Below are 18070 nucleotides of genomic sequence, written 5' to 3'. Positions count from 1 at the left end.
CGGTTCTGTCCACCATTACATTTGAAAATCAGAGAAGAACCATATGGCAACTTACGAAAGCGTTTCTTCAGAAGCCTTGTTAGAAGCTGAACAAAAGCTGCATGCTGCTGTATCGAGCGAGGCTGAAACCTTGAATAGCGCTAATGACCGGATTGCAGCAGACTTCAAAGGCGATGCGGTTGAAAAAGGTGAATTTGAGGCAGTTACTGGCTTTGATCCGAGCCATGCCCTCAGCAAGGGCCGCGTCGACGTCGTCGTGGTCTACAAGGTCGACCGCCTCTCGCGATCACTGGCCGACTTCGCCCGGCTCATGCAGACCTTCGACGAGCACAACGTCTCGTTTGTCTCCGTGACCCAGCAGTTCAACACCACGACGTCGATGGGCCGGCTGACGCTGAACATGCTCCTCTCTTTCGCCCAGTTCGAGCGCGAGGTTGCGGGCGAGCGCATCCGCGACAAGATCGCCGCACAGAAACGCCGGGGCAAGTGGGCGGGCGGCGTGCCCATCCTGGGCTACGACGTCGATCGGTCCGGCAGCAGCCCCCGCCTGGTGGTCAACCCGCGCGAGGCGGCCAAGGTCCGCGCGATCTTCCAGATGTACCTCGACAAGGGCTCGCTCCAGCGGACGGTGACCGAGTTGCGGCACCGGGAATGGAAGAACAAGCGCCGGGTGACCAAGAAGGGAGAAAGCGTCGGCGGCCAGCCCTTCAACACGGGCACCCTCCACGTTCTTCTGACCAATCCGCTCCTGACGGGCAAGATCGTCCACCGGGGCAACACCTACGACGGGGAGCACGAGGCGATCGTCGACTCTGCCTTGTTCCAGCGGGTGCGACAGCAGCTCCTAGAGAACGGCCGGACTGGTGGCATCGAGATGCGCAACAAGTACGGGGCCCTCCTGCGCGGGCTGATCCGGTGCAAGAAGTGCGACTGCGCGATGATCCACACGTTCTATGGCAAAGGGAACAAGCAGTACCGCTACTACCGGTGCTTGGAGGCCATCAAGAACGGGGCGCACACCTGCGAGGCGTCGTCGCTGCCGGGGCTGGAGATCGAGAAGCTCGTCGTCGATGAAATCCGCACGCTCGGCAACGACCGAGCGTTGCTGGACCGCATCTTGGCCGAGGCCCAAGTCAACACAGAGAATGAACGCGCAGCGCTCAACACGGAGCGGGCGTCCATCCACGCCTCGCTTGGCCGTATGGAGAAGGAGCTTCGGGAACTCGTCGCGGACAAGAGCGGGAGCGCCGCTTCCACCGCCCGGCTGGCCAGCGCACACGAGCAGGTCAGCGGCGCTCGGAGCCGCCTCGCGGAGATCGAGACCCGGCTCGGCGTACTCGGGGCCAAGGCCATCAACCGTGAGGAGGCCAGGCGAGCACTCAACGAGTTTGACGGCGTCTGGTCCCAACTGTCGCCCCGCGAGCAGGGAGGAGCTGCATGCTCTTCGTGATGTATCGTTTCGGGTCGATAAAGGCGAATATCTTGCAATAATCGGCCCTTCAGGTTCCGGTAAATCAACTTTGATGAATCTGATCGGATGTCTTGATTCGCCGACAAAGGGACAATATTGGATAAATGGCCAATTGGTCTCTGATATGAGCGACGACGAGCTCGCTCGTATTCGAAATAAGGAGGTCGGCTTTGTTTTTCAGACCTTCAACCTCCTTGCCCGGGCCACTGCCTTGCACAATGTAGAACTTCCGCTTATATATGCTGGCATGCGCGCCTCGGAACGGCATGAAAAAGCGCAGGCTGCCCTTGCTTCCGTTGAACTCGGCGATCGCGTTATGCATAAGCCGAACGAGCTTTCCGGCGGACAGCGTCAGCGTGTTGCCATTGCTCGTGCTCTAGTGAATCACCCCTCAATTTTGCTCGCGGATGAGCCGACCGGAGCACTTGATTCCAAAACAAGTTTGGAGATAATGGCTCTGTTCGAAAAGCTGCACGCCGAGGGAAATACGATAATCATTGTTACCCACGAACACGAAGTGGCTGAGCGGGCACATCGCGTTATTACCATCAAAGACGGGCAGATCGAAAAAGACGAGCGGATCAGATGAACGAATTCTCGCCGGTAACGAACATTATTTTTATGCTGACCTCTTTCCTTACGGTCGGCATTTTTCTTTTTGCGGTAAGGCGATGAGCCTCAGATACGCTCGGCGGTAAGCTCCTGATCGCGATCGTTCCGGCGTGGATGCTTTTTCACACTGTTTTGGCAATGGGCGGATTTCATCATCACTTCGCTTCTCTGCCGCCGCGCCTTTTGATCTTTGGCCCGCTTCCGGCATTCCTTTTTGTTATCGCGTTTCTTTCCTTTGATCGTGAGACAGTTGCCCGGCTTCCGCTGACAATACTTACGCTTATTCACGTTATCCGGATACCAGTCGAGTTCGTGCTCCATTCACTTTATTATGAAGGCGGCATCCCTCGTGAGATGACCTTCGAAGGCTGGAATTTTGATATTGCGACCGGGATTACGGCGCCGATAGCATATCTGCTAGCGTTTGGTAAAGAAGGTGTGAATAAGCCGCTGCTTATCGGATGGAATTTGGCCGGACTCTTCCTGCTAGCGGTGATAGTAATAACTGCGGTCTTCGCCTTCCCTTTCCCGTTTCAGAAGCAGCGGCCACTGTGGAGGGTTGACCAAACTTGTCCTGCAACCGGGAGCGCACCTGCTCTACTAACTCTGGGCTGCCGAATTCTTCAAGCGTCCTCACAGCCAAGGTGAGGGCAAAATAAAACTCTTCAACTGGGACAAACTCTAATTGCATAAATACGGCATCAACTCTGTGGCCTGTACCCGACTACAGATTTGGTTGTAATGATTGGTCTAGACGAGTGTATCACTGACCGAGAGCTGAGAGACGAACCGAGAGAGTGGTTCAACCGTTTTGATGTTGTTATTTGCCAGCCGTTCTGGGATTACTGAAAACAGTTGACTGCGCCTGATCTGGGCAGCCCTGCTATGACCTACAGCCTGCGAATTGCCGATCTACCCAGTACTGAACGGCCGCGTGAACGCCTGATGGCGCATGGAGCCAAAAGTTTAGCCACCGCAGAACTGCTGGCGATTCTGTTGGGGACAGGACAGGGCGCGGGCAAACTGTCTGCCGTGGGGCTGGGGCAGTACATTCTGCAAAAGCTGGGTGAACATAAGCGAGACCCATTAACAGCGCTGCGGGAAGTCAGTGTGCATGAGTTGACCCAAATTCCGGGCGTTGGTCCGGCTAAGGCGACGACGATTTTGGCAGCGATTGAGTTGGGCAAGCGGGTGTTGGCCGCAGCTCCGACTGAGAAGACGGTGATTGACGACCCCGCAGTGGCCGCAGCCGTACTGAGTGCCGATCTAATGTGGCAGGCGCAGGAACGATTCGCCATCTTGCTGCTGGATGTAAAGCATCGATTGTTGGGTACTCGGATTATCAGCATTGGCACCGCCACCGAAACATTGGCCCATCCACGCGAGATTTTTCGGGAGATCATTCGCCAAGGCGGAGTGCGGGCGGTGGTAGCTCACAATCATCCCTCTGGCAATGTAGACCCCAGTCCCGAGGATATTGCCCTAACGCGCCAACTCCTTCAGGGCGGACAGCTATTGGGCATTCCGCTGCTGGATCACCTGATTTTGGGCGATGGCAACTATACTAGCCTGCGGCAAACCACAACCCTCTGGCAGGACTACCCGCAAGGAGATTGATTCTCGCTATACTGAATTGAATTATCGACCTTGAGGTAAAGTTGAGGGTTATCTTGCATATGGCAAGATCCTGACTTATACTTAAACCTCGAATTATTTGTTTTCCTGTGACTGCTCACCTGCAAGGGTATAGATGGGATTATATTCACCAAATACACTGATTGCACCCGTACCGCTCTCAAAATCGCTCAGATATGGGTTTAGGGTCGGAGCATAAAGTTGAAATGGAGCCGAGGCATGGGCAAAGACAACATTAACCTGCTGACTAATCGGAAAACTATAGGCCAAGGTCAGGGCTTGCAGCGTGTCTCCGGTTTGGCCCGCAAATTGGGAGGATAGCGTGCCTTCTGCCGTAGAAGCTTTTACTGTTTGCTCTACACCACCCACGGCGGCTTCTACCTCGGTGCCCGGTAGGTCAAACACACCTGTATAGGGCGGATCGGCATTCAAACTGCCGAAGAGGGCATTTCCAGCATAGAGACCGAGCAATAGCATATCTTCGCCTGTCAAACTAGTGACGAGGTTCAGGTTTTCGCGATGTTGAAACACGGTTTGGTTATTATCGCCTTCACCGAATACATCGGCCACGGCAAAAATTGCGTTCCCCCGCAGCACGGTGGTTGTAGAAAACTGATTGGCTTCCAGCTCGGCTACTCGCGCTTCTAGGCCGTCAACCCGGCCCCGTAAAACAGCCAGTTCCGTCTGGAACTCGTCGGCCAGCCGTTGCCGCACTGCTAAATCCTCCTCAGTGACCAGATCAGCAGTACTAGCTTCGATTAGCTCACTGATGCGGTCGAGACAGGCATTGAGACCCGCAGCAAACTCGTAGCGGCTCAAGGCCCGTTGCCCTCTGAAGGTGCCATCAGGATATCCGACAATACAGCCGTAGCGTTCCACCAGCGATTGCAGTGCTTTATAGGCCCAGTCGCTAGGCTGTACATCGGCCAGCTCACTCACCGAAGTTATCTGCGCCATTGAGCTGGTTTTGGCTCCATTGCCAGGAATACTGAGCGCAGCGGCCCCCGGTGTAGTAATAGGTATGGCAGTGGGTGCGGTTGATGGCAAGTCGGGTAGGGGCGTCTCAGGTAAGGTGAGATCTGGAGCGATTGGTAAGGCACTGTCAGCAGCGGTTACAGGTTCCTCGGTTGTTGGCTCCTCTGACTCCTGGGCCTGATCTTGATCGGTCTCATCTTGATCGGTTTCATCCCAACCTGTCTGATCTATGGTTCGGTGCGAATCAATTGGTGTATTCGCAGACGAATGCTCTTGACTTGTATCCTCCAAATCAGACCTTGAACCGGGATTGGCGGCTTCAATTGGATCCAGTCGGAAAATTGACTCCAACTCATCTCGGTTGTTGCTGAGTGGATCGGGCATCGATCGATTTAAATAGATGGCGCAGATATCTTCGGGTAGGGCTAGCTCTAGCTGTTGGTAACTGTCGGCTAGCTCCTGCTGCACCTCCTGGGACGAGATGACTTCTCCCTCGGCTTGTAGATAGGCCGAAATCCGGGGTTCGCTCCAGTGAAATGTTTGCGCCATCAATATAATGAACCGCTGACGGGGAGTGAGACGATCCAGGGCTTGCTCGACAAAACACCAGAAGGGCGGCGAAGCCGCAGGTAGGGAGTAGTTAATCTCTTCTACTGCTGGCAGAGCGACTCGATTGATGCAGAGAGCCGTAATTTGAATTAACCAGCTTTGCAACGAAAAGGTAGGGCTTTGGACGAGCTTGCCGTTTAAATCTAAGCCCCCAAGCTCGTAATATAGGTGCCGCCAAGTCACGGCAAATAAATAGTTTGCTTGAGCCGGGGAGCGCACCGAATGCTGGATCAGCGAATAGACGATTGGGCTGTAGCGACAAAAGATGGCCGTAAAGTATTTACCGCTCTCGGGGTGGCGCTGAAACAGGGTCAACAACTCGCGGTCGCTATGGTGATGCAGCGTTTGCACAAGGGGATGATTACATTCAGGGAAGGAAGGAATCTGCATGGTTCTCGAAACAAATCACCACAGAATAAGACAGTCAGCCGCTAGACGCGACGAATAGCTCCACATCATACTGACAAGTGCAAAAAGTGACACATTTTTGGTAAAACTTGGTTCACCTCGGCAATTACGGATTCGTAATCGTTTTGGCAGGTAAAGAACTCTGCTTGGCAGCCTCTGATTTTTCTAAGTTCTGCTATAGAACTAACTTGATGCTGATGAGCAACCTCGTCAGAGCTTGACGAAATACAGCAGTTCACCCTCGGAGTCTTAAGACGGGCTTATGCTAATTAGCAGATCTTCTTGTCGTCCGGCAGACCATAAGGAAAACCATGCAACGGTATACTAAGGCTGGAGGCTAGCGAAAAAACTTCACAATAACTCAGTACGCCAGCCATACGGTCCACTCAGTTCAGCAAGAAACATGAGTCCAGGAATTGATCTACAAGCCAGCTTTATTGAACTCCTTGAAGGGTTTGGTCTGACGCCCGGTGTGGCCAAAATCGTTTGGATGCCGCTGGTGATTCGGCGTCTCTAGCGTCAGATGCTCCAATGCTAGCTGCTCAGCAGCGGTGGTTTGAATCAGGCTGATGTCGCTGCTCTGCTCAGTTGCTGGCTCCTGATCGAGAAATTCAGAAAACTGATATAACCGGCTAATTCCAGCTCCAAAGGTAGTCAAAGCCTGGAAGCGAGCCACGACTACGTTGAGCGAGAAAAAGACGCGAATGAATGCCCCTTGAGCTTCACTGACTTTCCCAACTTCGATCTCGCCTGCAAAGATAGCCGGAGCCACGACCAATGCTGGCAGAATAAACGGAATAAACTCGTAGGCATTCGTCAATACATTCAGATTTAATTCCCAAATTAGCAAGCGCTTGACGTTCTCAAATACGGCTAGAAAGCGCTGCTTAATCTGCTCTGACTCCTGTTCTTCACCACGATAAAAGGCAATCGCTTCGGCATTCTCCCGTACCCGCACCAAACCAAAACGCAAGTTCGCTTCTTTTTTGAGCTGCTCATAATTAAGCCGCACCAGCGGTTTGCCAAATACCACAGTGGTAGCCAGTGTACCCAACACAGCGTAGAGCAGCAGAAAAAACACCAGTGGTCTAGAAATGCCCCAGAGTACACCGCTAAAGGCAATAATCGACAGCACGGATTCAACGACCACCAGAAAAAGGGTGAGCGACTCTTGGGTGAAGCTACGCACATCTTCTGCAATTCGCTGATCTGGGTTATCAATCTCGGTGGCGAACATGTGCAGTTTGTAATAGGCCCGATCACGGAAATAATGATCTACAAACCGATGTGTCAACCAGCGCCGCCATTGCAAACTCAGCCGGTCCCGCAGATACTGATACCCTGCCAGTAGCGGAGCGTAGATTACCAATACGGCCAAAAAAATTAAAACCGTTTGCCAAAAGCGCGGTTCATCTTGAGCAGAAAGGGCCGAAATCAATACACCTCGCTTGTTGTTTAGCACAACGCTCAATCCGGTGTAAGCTAACAAACACAGCACTACGGCCAGCAATAACCCTCTAGCCTGCCATTTTTCATCGCTCTGCCAATAGGTTTTAGCAATCGTCCAAAACTGCTGGAACACTTTCAGATTCAATCGATCCATGATTCTTCCACCTTTTAGAAATAGGCAAAACTGCCGCAGCCTAACTATACCCTCCTACTCAGGGCACTTTCCCTACTCAGACACTTCCCTGGTGCCGGGCATCGTCCGAGCGTACGGCGGGCCGAACCGGGTCGCGGGGCATGGCCTGACCCGATCGGCGTCCGAGGGCACGGGAATGGGCAGGGATCGGGAGTGGACGCGGGGCGGAGGATTGGGCTAATGTTGGGGCCGTGATTTGGGAGTTGCGCGATGCCGAAGTCCGAAATCCATCCGACCTACTACCCCTCGTGCAAGGTTTACCACAACGGTCAGGTGGTGATGACCGTCGGGGCCACGGTGCCCGAGCTGCACGTTGAAGTGTGGTCCGGCTCGCACCCGTTCTTCACGGGCAAGCAGACGTTCATCGACTCAGCAGGCCGGGTCGAGCGCTTCCAGCGCAAGTACGCGGGCAATTATTTCCAGCCCAAGGAAAGGGCGGGCCCGAAGGCGGCCAAGCCGGTGGACATCGGGACGGACAAGGTCCAGACCCCCGGCAAGGGGGAGAAGAAGCCCTGATGTTGGGATCCTCCTTCGTGAGGGTCAATGTGCGGAAGCGTGGACGCCCAGCCAAGGAGCTGGGCGTCTGTGTTTTTCGGACCTCTCAGCCTCGGCTTGGCTTCGTTGACACCCCGGATGCTTGACCGGAGTCGGGCAGTGGTTAGACTTCATCCATTCATCCGGCAGAACGGATGAACATCAAGCCGTGGAAGTCGGCACCGGGTGGCTGTAGCCAGCTTCCGGGCCGAGGTTGTGGAGGCCCTGAGCGATGGCGCGTGCCCGGTTTCTCGATGAGCTCTCCCGCCGAACCCTGGTGTTCGACGGCGGAATGGGGACGCAGATCTACGCGCGGAACCTCTCCGTCGAGCAGGATTACTGCGGCTGCGAGAACTGCACGGACATCCTGGTCAAGACCCGTCCCGATGTCATCCTGGACATCCACGAGAAGTACCTGGTCGCCGGGGCCGACGTGGTCGAGACGGACTCGTTCGGTGCCAACAAACTGGTGCTGGCCGAGTTCGGCCTGATGCCCGAGACGTACTCGCTGGCGCGCAAGGCGGCTGAGGTCGCGCGGGCGGCGTGCGCGAGGCATTCGACACCGGACAAGCCCCGGTTCGTGGCGGGGTCGATGGGCCCGGGCACCAAGCTCGTGACGCTCGGCAACACCACGTGGGACGAGATGCTCGACAGCTATCGCGAGCAGGCGCGCGGGCTGATCGACGGCGGGGTGGACCTGTTCATCATCGAGACCGTCCGCTTCGGCCTGGACCTCGACCGGAGGCTGTTCCATCGCGCCCACGTCGGCGCCCGAATCGACGACCTTGCCGCCGCGGCCCGAGACCGCCGCGTCGCGGATCGCTTCGCAGTAGAGGCGTACCGCGCGTGCCGCGTCGTCGTTACCGGGCACCGGGAAGGCGATGCCGCTGGGATCGACATTGGTGTCGAGGATCGCGACGACCGGAATGCCGAGCACGTTGGCTTCCTTGATCGCCAGGTCTTCCTTGTTGGCGTCGATCACGAACATCACGTCGGGGATGCCGCCCATGTCGCGGATGCCGCCGAGGCTCATCTCGAGCTTGTCGCGCTCGCGGGTGAGCTGGAGGACTTCCTTCTTGGTCAGGCCCGAAGTGTCGCCCGAGAGCTGCTCTTCAAGCGTCTTGAGGCGCTTGATCGAACCCGAGATGGTCTTCCAGTTGGTCAGCATCCCGCCGAGCCAGCGGTGGTTGACGAAGTGCTGGCCGGCCGCGCGCGCGGCCTGGGCGATCGGTTCCTGCGCCTGGCGCTTGGTGCCGACGAACAGGACCTTGCCGCCCGAGCGGACGGTCGCCTCGACGAAATCGAGCGCGCGCGCGAACAGCGGCACGGTCTGCGACAGGTCGATGATGTGGACGCCGTTGCGCGCGCCGAAGATATACGGCTTCATGCGCGGGTTCCAGCGGTGGGTCTGGTGGCCGAAGTGCGAGCCAGCTTCGATGAGCTGCTGCATAGAGACGGTAGGTGCCGCCATGGTGGTATGTTCCTTTTCCGGTTGAGCCTCTGGGAAGCTGGAACCGCTGCGGAGATCCCGCTGGCGGCACCGGTATGGGCGCTTCCCATGTGGATTTTCGCCGCTTTCCCGGCCCGGTGCGGGCAAGGATTCGCGGCGAAGGCGGCCCCTTAGCGAGGCATGGCGCAAAAAGCCACCCTCAATTCGCCGACAGGATGGGGGCCTTTGCCGCAAAAAGAGCTTGACTGATGAGAACAGATAAAGAACATTGCCTCTGGTGGCGGAACATAAGCTCGTCAGCAGACGTTAACCGCCAGATTTCCACAGGCCATCAACAGGCTTGTCGACATAATCAGGGATCAGTCGTGATGCTCGCATTCGCTCTCATCGCTCTTTTCATCGGGACCGCACTCGCTTCTGCGACGGTGCTGGTCGACAGCGGCCTGCGCGGCATTGCCGCCAGCGACGTTGTCCTCTTCGTTGTGGGCCGGAGCGACGACGGAGAGGTCTAGATCAGGAGTTCGGCGGTCCGAATCGGACATGACGGGAGGGTAGGTCGGAGGTGGACCGTGCATCCCTAGACTGGAGCGGTTCGCAACAGAGGACCGGCGAGCACGCCGGGCCGAGATGGACCGATGGGAGTTCGGCATGCACTTGCGCAGTTCGGGCCATCATCACGGGCCCCCGACGGTGAAGGTGGTCTACCACCTGGAGGATCCCGAGTCGCTCACGGGCGGCAACAAGGAAGTCCACGAGTTGATGGCGGCGAAGGGCGAGCACCTGCTCGAAGTGGCCATGGAGCACGGCATCAACATCGAGCACGCCTGCGGCGGGGTGTGCGCGTGCTCAACGTGCCACGTCTACATCGAGAAGGGCATGGAGGACTTGAGCGAGGCAACCGAGGCGGAGGAGGACCGCGTCGAGGAGGCTCCGGGGCTCCAGCGCAACAGCCGACTCTCGTGCCAGTGCGTGGTCAAGGGGGATGGGCCGATCCACGTGCGCGTGCCGGCATGGAACCGCAACGCGATCAAGGAGATCCCGCACTGAACGGGGTGGCGTTTGCTCAATGGCATGACGTTCGCGCTGGCCGAAGCGTGGCCCGGCGCCGACGAAATGGGGAGCGGAACGTGGCGGCAAAGACTTTCGGGTGGCTTGAGGTGCAGTTGATCGGCGAGATGCTGGCCGAGCGTCACCCGGACCTCGATCCGTACCGGATCGGATTCCCGCAACTCCGAAAGCTCGTGTCGGAACTGCCGGGCTTCAAAGAGGAGCCTGGGCACCCCTCGAATGAGAAGATCCTCGAGGCGATCCAGCGGCATTGGATCGAGGAGCGCGAAGACCGGGGCGGCGACGAGGACGAAGACTGATCATGGCAGCCCGCGTTCTCGGGCGGGCCGGCTGAGGGGTGGAGCATGGCGTCTCGCAGGGTGCTGCACGACCGGTTCTTCAAACAGGCCAAGGAAGAGGGATACCTCGCGCGCTCGGCGTACAAGCTCATGGAGATCGACCGCCGTTTCAGGCTGATGAGAACCGGCGCACGGGTGCTCGACCTTGGGTGCGCTCCGGGGGCATGGATCCAGGTCGCTCTCGAAGCGGTCGGCCCGCGCGGCGTGGTGATCGGCATCGATCTCAAGGAGGTCCGCACGGCGTTCGGTCCCAAGCAGAGCGTTCTCGCATCAACCGCTCGATGTAGGCCGCGACGATGACGGGCTCGGTGCGGCGAACGTCGCTGACACCGTGCACGTCACACCAATCGAAGAACTGCACCACCGCCTGGGCGTATGCCTGTCGCGTGTTCGGATTTCGGATCGTTGCCGTAAAGAACTCGATGAAGCGGCGTGCCGCGTGCTCGCCGGCGGCGGAAACCGCTGCTGGTACTGAAACGGCATGGTGAGCCAGCTCACCGAATCCCGGTGCAATGAGTGTCAAGCCGGTCATGATCGCCTCCGTGCGTCTGGCGCCGGAGACGATCACGCTTCTGAACCGAGTCCGCTCACCGTTGAGTCGGGTGCAGCATAAAGGACGTTATGCGGCACTGTCAACGAAATTGATCGGGCCGCTCGAACACCATGCACACGTCGTGAAGACCAGGGATGAATGACGAGCGGTAGACCTTCCGGCTGCTCGACGCTCCGTGACTGAATCGGATGATGTCCGTGCAGCACTGCTCCAGCCCCGCGTCGAACGCCAGCCGCTTCGTGTGATAGACCAGAGGAACAAAGCCCTCTTGGCGGTCGCTGTAATCGCCCATCAGGATGGCGAGTCGTCCTCTCGGTGCCAGTACGCTCGTGGCAGCTTCGATGAAAGCGGAGTACCGATCAAGAAAGTCCGAGAGGGATTCTGTTCTCGACAGATCCCTCGGATCGCTTGCGTAGAGCTTCTGCCGCCAATAGGGCGGGTGTGCCCAGACAAAGTCAGCACCGGATGGCCCCGCGAGCGCCAGCATCGCTCGGGCATCTGTTGCGTCGAAGCCGGCGTGAATGTCGCCGCTTCGGCAATCAATGCGGAGTTCACTGCACACGTCGCGGCAGGTGCCGCTCCCGCTCATGGGATCGAGGACCGTAGTTGGCCGGAAGTAGACCAGTAGATCGCGGATCAGGTTGCCTCCGCAGTTCCCAGGATAGCTGCGGCGACCATAGGAGCCGGCGTCGGCATTGTGGTACAAACTGGTCAGGTGTGGGACGGGGCTGGCGTTCAGGGGTGCAAGCGGAAGTTTGGCGTATCGCACTGATCTAGAACTGACCACCCCGAAGCATGGTCGAACGCGCTCGGCATAGAACGGATTGACGGGATGAGAAGTGAGTTGCATGGCTACCTCCCGCGACCGCTCAAGAGCGGCCTCCGACGGTTGAGCCGAGTTCTGCCATCTCAGGATGTCCCTGGTCTTCATCGGCTTGCCAGTTGAGGTATCATCAAGCCAGCACCAGGCACCTGACCATGGTGTTTTGGGGGTCATTCGCGCAATTGAAAGCAGACAAAGCGCGAGCTTTTCCTTCGCGCGAGGGGTGCCGAATTCCCTTACGTTCACACCAGCTTCGCGTAAAATCGTGAGTGCTTGCTCTATTCGGATTTGCTTTGGCGACGCGTTCAATAGCTCACTCCTGTTAGTACGCGATTGCGAGTGCCTGTTCTCGATCATTTTCATGGCTTGCCGTGCAACCGCCAGAGACATCAACGGCGGAACGGCATTGCCCACTTGCTCGCACTGATCGTAGGCTCCACCCCTGAACACGTACCAATCAGGAAACGACTGAAGTCGGGCGCCCTCCCGAGGGGTCAAAAATCTTCGGCGGCCATCGGGTAATCTGATGCGAAGCATGTCCGAAGTCGCGCCACCCAAATTTCTACAAGTCACCGTCCGAGAGGGTTTGTCCATGTGAAGGTCGCGCGGACGCACGCACTTCGATGCGGCTTCGTACTTGGCAATATAGCGATCCATGGCGGGAGTGAGGAATCTAGCTCCATCCGGGATCGCGATAGCGGCATCACCCAGCGCTGTTCCGGCTGTGACCGGTCGCTCGAAAACAGCCGCTGGCCATTCCCACCCAATAGTCGAAGCAACAACAAACACGCGCTCCCGCTTTTGTGGCACGCCGTAATGCCAGGCTGTGAGAAGTCGAGCGTCGACCTGATAGCCGAACCGCTCCAATTCGGCGACCACCTGCCGCAGATAGTCTTTATTCCTAAAGAGAAGGCCCCGTACGTTCTCGATAATCGCAATCTTCGGCCGAATACGATTCACCGCGTCCAGGAAAATGGGAAAGCCGTCGCGAGCGTCCCGCTTGCCGCGCTGATAACCAATTTGACTGAAAGGCTGGCACGGCGGCCCCCCAACGATGACATCCGCCACCGCTTTGGGCTGCCCAACCTCGAGCAACGTCGTCGCACATGCACCCAAATTGTCTCGATATGTCGAAGCATTGCTTTCCTTCATTTCAAACCCGAAGGTTCGAAAGCCAGCCGCTTCGAATCCCAACGCAAGTCCACCACAGCCGGCAAAAAGATCCATTACGACTGGCGCGTCGACCCTCGGAACCGGTCGGCGAAGAGACTCGTTTAAGTTTCAGCAGGAAGCGCAGGATGTGGATTCAATTTTTATCGGTACCCTGGCTTACAGTGCCACTGGAGCAGGAAACGCGGTGGTTGTCCCGAAAGACAGTGCTGCAACGAGCCTGTCAGACCTGAAGGGAAAAACGATCTCTGTCCCCTTTGGATCTGCTGCCCACGGCATGCTTCTGAAAGCTTTGAAACAAGCTGGCATCACTCCCGACAAGGATGTTAAACTGATTAGCCAGTCTCCGGAAGTGGGCGGTTCAAGTTTGCGCACAGGACAAATTGATGCCCATGCTGACTTTGTTCCGTTTGGAGAGCTATTTCCGTTCCGGGGATTTGCCAAAAAGATTTTTGATGGTGCTCAAACGGGGATACCTACCCTGCACGGAATTGTGGTGCGCTCCGATTTCGCTCAAGACCATCCTGAGGTTGTCGTGGCCTACTTAAAGGCGGTGCTGGAAGCCAATCAGATGTTCCGCGAAAAGCCGGAGGAACTAGCGGCCCAAATTGAGGAATGGTCTGGTGTGGAAAAAGAAGTGGTCTACATGTTTTTAGGCCCCTCTGGACTGCAATCGCTGGACCCCACAGTGCGAGCCGTTCAAGTGAATGCACTTAAGAATAGTATTGCCACGTTGACGAGCTTGGGTAAGATCGAGAAACCGGTTAATCCGGATGAAGTCGTGAATTGGATCGATGAAAACTACCTTAAGCAAGCGATGAACGAACTGGGGCTGAAATACGAGGAAGTTGTCGCAGCAGGTGAGGATTTTCAGATTAGCGGTAAAGATGCTCTGACTGGTGAACCGATTCAAGATCCAAAGATGGCGGCGCAGTATTGGGTGCAAGGGGAAGATACGGTGACTAACTTTGCCTCTGTTAGCAACATGCTGAAAGCCTTGGCAAAATTGCAGGCGGATGGTAAAACGGCGGATGCGATGTTTGTGCATGACCTTAACAACGGTTGGAAACTATTCGCCGAAAATTCCTACTTTGTGACTCAGGGGGATGAGGTAGCGGCGTTCCTCTTAGAATCAGATGCGCAGGCGTTTGCAGCCAAAACAGGAGGGCAGGTGACGGCATTTAGAGGGTTGCAGCAAACCTATGCTCGTAATCCTGTACTGGTCGGAGCGGTACCTTAGGCTGGTGGCGGCTGAAGACGCGGCTATACAGACAAAACCCGCCTGCGCGGGTTACTTTACTCAATGGTCGATCGCCTGTTGAAAACTGTTGGGATGATAGTCGCAAATGATACCCAAATTGAAGCGTTCTACAAAACGAGCGGCAGCAGACTCCCGACTTCCCAAGACAACGATTGGCGTATTTGATGTTGCCGTAATGAATGGCACCTTCGTTGGTAAACTAAGCTTTGCTACTGCCTGGTTATTTTCAGTTTCTGTACTGTCAAAAACTCCAGAAGGCAGAACGGCAAAGGCATATTCTTTCAGCTTCTCGGCCAGTTCGGGTTCGGGAAGCGGATCGCGAAAGAAAATGCCATCTTGTGCTAGTTCAGCGGGGTCAAACTGCAACCATCGGCTTTTAGATGCTGCATTACAGTACCAGTGAATCGTAATACCAGAGCCTTTGACAGTCTGCCGCAGTAGGTCTAGCCAGCGTTGCCCCCAAATGTTGCCAACAATAATTCCCGTTTTGGGATTGCGCGGTTTTGGGACTGTGCCTATGCCAGTATGAATCAATTCGCCTGTAACTACTGGAGGCAGAAGCCAGAATTTGAGGTTGTATTTGTGTTGATAGGCTTGCTGTAATTCTGGGGAAATGGCCAATCGTAGCGAGGACTTGGTCAGTGCTTCTTGCATCAGGGAATCAGGAATGCCTTTGGCGTAGATATTGTTGTCATCCATGATGTACATGCAGAGGGGCACATCAAACAATTCCTTAATCGCAATTGCAATTAGAATTTCATCTGGATCAAACGGAATGCAAATCACCTGACGAGACGTACACTGAGCAAAAGCTTGTAAAACATTGGAAAATACATTTTTACGGCTGAGTTCCTGTACCGATATAACAGCACTCAGATCACCGAAATCATGCTCCGCGTCATAATGATTGTGAGCACGAATTGAAAAAATATTTGCACAGTTACCAAAGATCTTATTAATTAAAACTCCGGTTCCATGTCGCTGATTAACTTCGTTGGCGGTTACGATTACATCCGCATTCAGTAGTGTTAGTTCCGAAGGGGTTAAGCGATCGAAAATAATTTGCTCGGATTGAATAGCAGCATTAGAGTCGCGTGCTTCTAATAAGGCATTTAACTTTTGGCGTAATTCAATGCTCTTGGTCGCGAGACTTCCTTGCTGTTCAAATGCCATTATTGATGTCACCTTGCCGAACCAGATAATATAACTACTTTAGCTGAATCAGCTGACTTTTCTATGTACTGCCCAGCTCAGCGGTGATGGAAAAAGACTTAGTTAACCCGAAGTAGGCTTGATCTGGAATTGGCAGAATTTGGCGTTGAATCGGAGGGTTCTGAGACATTGTTAATTTCCTGAAAAATTGAGGAATGGCAGCAGCCACCCCGCAGGAACGACGACTGAATGCAAAGGCAATATTAGAACTATTGATTTAGATCTATTCCTCTAAAGCCCAACAGCTCAAAGCTCAATGGAATAGCCAAGCAGAACCGATCACCACAGTAGGATTGGCGGCATTTGGGTATAGCTCAATTAATATAGACATTGCAGTTTTCTTCAATTTTGAGGGAAAGGGGAAACAACATTCTTGTCATTTCACGCCACAGCGAATTTGGCTACAACCGCTTTAAAGAATTGCTGAATTTCTTAACGATTGCCTTTTTGAAAACCTGGGTATCTTGGTCGGACAGCAAACTCAGTTGGCGCAGTTGGGTGAGTTTGGGGCTGTCGTTAGCCAATCCTTGACGCTACATGACTTGCTAGGGAAGTTACACCCATCCACCCATCCACCCATCTACTCATCTACTCATCTACTCATCTACTCATCTACTCATCTACTCATCTACTCATCCACCTATCTCCTAAAGCCAATTGCCCACCAGCACATAGGTAGCCCACACATGGGGAGTTGGATATCCCTGCTGCAACAAATGCAGTTGCGCCCGCCGCAGTGCTTCGGCCCGACTGATCTGCGGATCCAACAGCTCTTGATAGAAGCGGATCATTAGCTCTGTGTTGGGTAGATCCTGCGCTTCCCAGAGGGTAGATACCACGCTGCGTGCACCTGCCTGGACCGCCACTCCTGCCAAACCCAGGACAGCCCGGTTATCTCCCTGGGCAGTTGAGCAGGCACTCAAAGCCAATAGCTCGATTGGACTGGCTTCGCCTAGGCGACCTAGCTGAATCAAGCGGCCCAAATCGCGGCCGGTGATCAGCTCTTGATAGGCGACGATAAAGGTCTCTTCTGGGTCCGAGCTAAAAATACCGTGGGTTTTGAGGTGGATGGCTGAGAACTCACCCGCCTGGAGCTGCTGTTCTAGATTCGTTTCGGTAAAGGCTTCGTTCAGCAAGGGCTGCTTGGCTTGCACCAATTTTTGGATTTGCTCTAGTTCTGGCGTTAGATATTCGATTTTTGGGAAGGCACGCTGTTGCAAAGTCTGAGGGGCTCGCGCGTTCAGGTCGAGAAAACCTGCCTGGATGAAAATGGCATTCTGATCAGCGGCTGGGAGTTTTGGCGTCAGCATCAGGCCGTGCTGCCCGCACCGCATTTGTTGGTGATCACAACGCTGCCGCTACCTTCGTTGGAAGATCCGCTCGTGGCAGGTCGAGTTGCTCACTATAAACGAGCACGACAAGACTGGTTCCGCCTCTACCTGCTGCCCGAAGCCTTAACCGAATTGCAGCGGGCTATTGCACCAGTCCGTGAGTCTCAAGGTGTAGTAGCGCTACTGGACAACCGCGTTAATCACCGCACCTATGGGCAGCAGGTTCTAGCGGCCATGAGTCCCCTGGCTCGGATCAACTATGTGGATGCCAGCCTGTTTACCCAGTTTGAGGGGCTGGGGGCACGCGATTGAGAAGCCTTCTGATCTGCTCCATAAGGCGATTGAGAAGCGCTAATATCAAAATCAGAGCAAGTTTTAGGAAGAAAGGACGATGGGAGACTCGAAACGTCGGAAGGAAACCTTAGGGGAGAAGTACGGGCAGGAAGCCAACATTTTTCCGTGGTTGCCCGTCAAGAAAAGTCAGGCCCAGCAGTTTGTGAGCTGGACAACTCGTGGCGCTTGGATTGGAATTGGCCTGTTGGTACTCTACTGGGTAACTGTCCGGTTTATTGGTCCGGCACTGGGGCTGTGGCAGGTGAACTAAGGCTGACAGCAAATAGTAACCAACCCATGAATGAACTTGCTTACTCTCAGCAATCTAAGTAAACTCACGCAAATATAGATGTTGCAAAGCCTAACGTTTTTGCTTGGTTCCCTCAAAAGGCGTTAGGCTGAAATAACTACGGCTCATTAGTCGATCTGTGTGATCAGCTAATAGTCCAATAACCAGCGTCTGATAATCAGCAGTCTGATAATGCGTTGCTCATTACAAGATAATGCGTTGCTCATTACAATGGGTTATACGAGTCGGCGACTACAGGACTACAGTTGACTGTCATGCCCGATACTTTATTGATAGAAACCATCAGTTAGGCTGTGGTAGTTGATCGGCAACTTCATAAATAGCCGCGATCTATA

20 protein-coding genes and 3 pseudogenes are annotated in these 18070 nt (G+C 55.1%); 15 read left to right on the top strand and 8 right to left on the bottom strand.

What is annotated here, in order from left to right; translation table 11 throughout:
• Positions 1 to 43: 43 nt before the first annotated feature.
• From JVX88_RS34305 to radC, 4 genes are all read left to right on the top strand, one after another.
• A complete protein-coding gene (locus JVX88_RS34305; protein WP_211623286.1) occupies positions 44 to 1450 on the top strand; it encodes a recombinase family protein in 1407 nt (468 codons plus the stop codon).
• Positions 1359 to 2060: an ABC transporter ATP-binding protein gene (locus JVX88_RS34300; RefSeq protein WP_263975393.1), complete on the top strand. Its 702-nt coding sequence runs from the start codon at positions 1359 to 1361 to the stop codon at positions 2058 to 2060. The genes JVX88_RS34305 and JVX88_RS34300 overlap by 92 nt, the downstream gene beginning before the upstream one ends.
• 137 nt (positions 2061 to 2197) lie before the next feature.
• The gene (locus tag JVX88_RS34295) at positions 2198 to 2731 is read left to right on the top strand and encodes a hypothetical protein (protein ID WP_211623284.1); all 534 of its coding nucleotides are present in this window, start codon (positions 2198 to 2200) and stop codon (positions 2729 to 2731) included.
• Between the two features lie 237 nt (positions 2732 to 2968).
• Positions 2969 to 3700, top strand: coding sequence for a RadC family protein (radC, locus tag JVX88_RS34290; protein WP_211623282.1), 732 nt, complete (start codon positions 2969 to 2971; stop codon positions 3698 to 3700).
• 93 nt (positions 3701 to 3793) lie between these two features.
• Here the strand turns inward: radC and JVX88_RS43600 are convergent, their stop codons facing one another.
• Both JVX88_RS43600 and JVX88_RS34280 read right to left on the bottom strand, forming a co-directional pair.
• Entirely contained in the window at positions 3794 to 5692 is a 1899-nt protein-coding gene (locus JVX88_RS43600; RefSeq protein ID WP_211623273.1) for an iron uptake porin, read from the bottom strand.
• A gap of 439 nt (positions 5693 to 6131) precedes the next feature.
• Complete coding sequence (locus tag JVX88_RS34280; protein ID WP_211623263.1) at positions 6132 to 7313, bottom strand: ABC transporter ATP-binding protein/permease; 1182 nt, start codon at positions 7311 to 7313, stop codon at positions 6132 to 6134.
• On the opposite strand from JVX88_RS34280, the gene JVX88_RS34275 reads away from it, so the two are divergent.
• The 3 genes and pseudogenes from JVX88_RS34275 to JVX88_RS44755 all read left to right on the top strand — a co-directional run.
• Positions 7312 to 7533, top strand: coding sequence for a hypothetical protein (locus tag JVX88_RS34275; RefSeq protein ID WP_211623261.1), 222 nt, complete (start codon positions 7312 to 7314; stop codon positions 7531 to 7533). The two genes, JVX88_RS34280 and JVX88_RS34275, sit on opposite strands and share 2 nt — an antisense overlap.
• A gap of 29 nt (positions 7534 to 7562) precedes the next feature.
• The gene (gene rpmE / locus JVX88_RS34270; protein ID WP_211623259.1) at positions 7563 to 7868 is read left to right on the top strand and encodes a 50S ribosomal protein L31; all 306 of its coding nucleotides are present in this window, start codon (positions 7563 to 7565) and stop codon (positions 7866 to 7868) included.
• 250 nt (positions 7869 to 8118) lie between these two features.
• A pseudogene (locus tag JVX88_RS44755) lies at positions 8119 to 8544 on the top strand (homocysteine S-methyltransferase family protein); the annotation flags it as partial.
• Between the two features lie 78 nt (positions 8545 to 8622).
• Here the strand turns inward: JVX88_RS44755 and rpsB are convergent.
• A pseudogene (rpsB, locus tag JVX88_RS44750) lies at positions 8623 to 9357 on the bottom strand (30S ribosomal protein S2); the annotation flags it as partial.
• Between rpsB and JVX88_RS34255 the strand changes: the two are divergent.
• The 5 genes from JVX88_RS34255 (at position 9348) to JVX88_RS44735 (ending at position 11042) form a co-directional block, all read left to right on the top strand.
• On the top strand, positions 9348 to 9581 hold the full coding sequence (locus JVX88_RS34255; protein ID WP_211623257.1) for a hypothetical protein: 234 nt from the start codon (positions 9348 to 9350) through the stop codon (positions 9579 to 9581). The pseudogene rpsB and the gene JVX88_RS34255 overlap by 10 nt on opposite strands.
• A gap of 3 nt (positions 9582 to 9584) precedes the next feature.
• A complete protein-coding gene (locus tag JVX88_RS34250; RefSeq protein WP_211623255.1) occupies positions 9585 to 9848 on the top strand; it encodes a hypothetical protein in 264 nt (87 codons plus the stop codon).
• Between the two features lie 115 nt (positions 9849 to 9963).
• Positions 9964 to 10383: a 2Fe-2S iron-sulfur cluster-binding protein gene (locus JVX88_RS44745; protein WP_211623253.1), complete on the top strand. Its 420-nt coding sequence runs from the start codon at positions 9964 to 9966 to the stop codon at positions 10381 to 10383.
• On the top strand, positions 10347 to 10703 hold the full coding sequence (gene iscX, locus JVX88_RS44740; RefSeq protein ID WP_410503744.1) for a Fe-S cluster assembly protein IscX: 357 nt from the start codon (positions 10347 to 10349) through the stop codon (positions 10701 to 10703). Before JVX88_RS44745 ends, iscX begins: the two co-directional genes overlap by 37 nt.
• A 45-nt stretch (positions 10704 to 10748) precedes the next feature.
• Positions 10749 to 11042: an SAM-dependent methyltransferase gene (locus tag JVX88_RS44735; protein WP_211623241.1), complete on the top strand. Its 294-nt coding sequence runs from the start codon at positions 10749 to 10751 to the stop codon at positions 11040 to 11042.
• Here the strand turns inward: JVX88_RS44735 and JVX88_RS34230 are convergent.
• From JVX88_RS34230 to JVX88_RS42655, 3 genes and pseudogenes are all read right to left on the bottom strand, one after another.
• Complete coding sequence (locus JVX88_RS34230) at positions 10966 to 11274, bottom strand: hypothetical protein (protein ID WP_211629117.1); 309 nt, start codon at positions 11272 to 11274, stop codon at positions 10966 to 10968. The genes JVX88_RS44735 and JVX88_RS34230 overlap by 77 nt on opposite strands.
• 100 nt (positions 11275 to 11374) lie before the next feature.
• Positions 11375 to 12655, bottom strand: coding sequence for a DNA cytosine methyltransferase (locus JVX88_RS39975; protein WP_315875379.1), 1281 nt, complete (start codon positions 12653 to 12655; stop codon positions 11375 to 11377).
• A gap of 294 nt (positions 12656 to 12949) precedes the next feature.
• A pseudogene (locus JVX88_RS42655) lies at positions 12950 to 13288 on the bottom strand (DNA cytosine methyltransferase); the annotation flags it as partial.
• Between JVX88_RS42655 and JVX88_RS34220 the strand changes: the two are divergent.
• Entirely contained in the window at positions 13173 to 14528 is a 1356-nt protein-coding gene (locus JVX88_RS34220; protein ID WP_211623230.1) for an ABC transporter substrate-binding protein, read from the top strand. The pseudogene JVX88_RS42655 and the gene JVX88_RS34220 sit on opposite strands and share 116 nt — an antisense overlap.
• A 60-nt stretch (positions 14529 to 14588) precedes the next feature.
• Here JVX88_RS34220 and JVX88_RS34215 read toward each other — a convergent pair whose 3' ends face one another.
• A complete protein-coding gene (locus JVX88_RS34215; RefSeq protein ID WP_211623228.1) occupies positions 14589 to 15722 on the bottom strand; it encodes a hypothetical protein in 1134 nt (377 codons plus the stop codon).
• A 686-nt stretch (positions 15723 to 16408) separates the two neighbouring features.
• Positions 16409 to 16981, bottom strand: a complete 573-nt coding sequence (locus JVX88_RS34210; protein WP_211623227.1) for a CHAT domain-containing protein — start codon at positions 16979 to 16981, stop codon at positions 16409 to 16411.
• Between JVX88_RS34210 and JVX88_RS34205 the strand changes: the two genes are divergently transcribed.
• Both JVX88_RS34205 and JVX88_RS34200 read left to right on the top strand, forming a co-directional pair.
• Positions 16976 to 17404 carry a helicase C-terminal domain-containing protein gene (locus JVX88_RS34205; protein ID WP_263975390.1) on the top strand — a complete coding sequence of 143 codons (429 nt, stop codon included), beginning with the start codon at positions 16976 to 16978 and terminating at the stop codon, positions 17402 to 17404. The genes JVX88_RS34210 and JVX88_RS34205 overlap by 6 nt on opposite strands.
• A gap of 79 nt (positions 17405 to 17483) precedes the next feature.
• Positions 17484 to 17696 carry a DUF2839 domain-containing protein gene (locus tag JVX88_RS34200; RefSeq protein WP_211623226.1) on the top strand — a complete coding sequence of 71 codons (213 nt, stop codon included), beginning with the start codon at positions 17484 to 17486 and terminating at the stop codon, positions 17694 to 17696.
• Positions 17697 to 18070: the final 374 nt, after the last annotated feature.

The sequence above is a fragment of the Leptolyngbya sp. 7M genome (assembly GCF_018128485.1).
Note: the sequence above shows the minus strand (reverse complement) of the source record. Positions and strands in the feature narration are given on the sequence as shown.